This window comes from Cupriavidus sp. SIMBA_020 (assembly GCF_046535395.1).
GTDB lineage: Bacteria > Pseudomonadota > Gammaproteobacteria > Burkholderiales > Burkholderiaceae > Cupriavidus > Cupriavidus campinensis.
The window spans coordinates 1-245 of record NZ_JAWRWU010001390.1 but is presented as its reverse complement, the minus strand read 5'-3'; the positions used below and the strand labels follow the sequence as shown (position 1 = coordinate 245).

Genomic DNA, 245 nt, shown 5'->3' with positions numbered 1-245 from the left:
CTACCACGTCAGCGAACAATGGAGCGTGTTCGCCAACGCCGGCCAGTCATTCGGCCCGCTGCAGTACTTCCAGATCGCCTCGACCACCAACGGCCTGCATCCGGAAAAGGCCACCACCTATGAAGTCGGCACGCATTTCAATGGCGGCGGCTGGAAAGGCGAGCTGACGCTGTTCAACATCGACTTCGACGACGAACTGCAGCTGCGCGGCGGCACCAACGGCGGTTCGGACGCCTGGACCAACC

At 62.4% G+C, this 245-nt stretch carries 1 protein-coding gene; it reads left to right on the top strand.

The features are described 5' to 3' along the window. Positions 1-245 (top strand): TonB-dependent receptor domain-containing protein (locus SB751_RS34075; protein WP_410749505.1); only part of this gene is annotated, 245 nt, incomplete at both ends.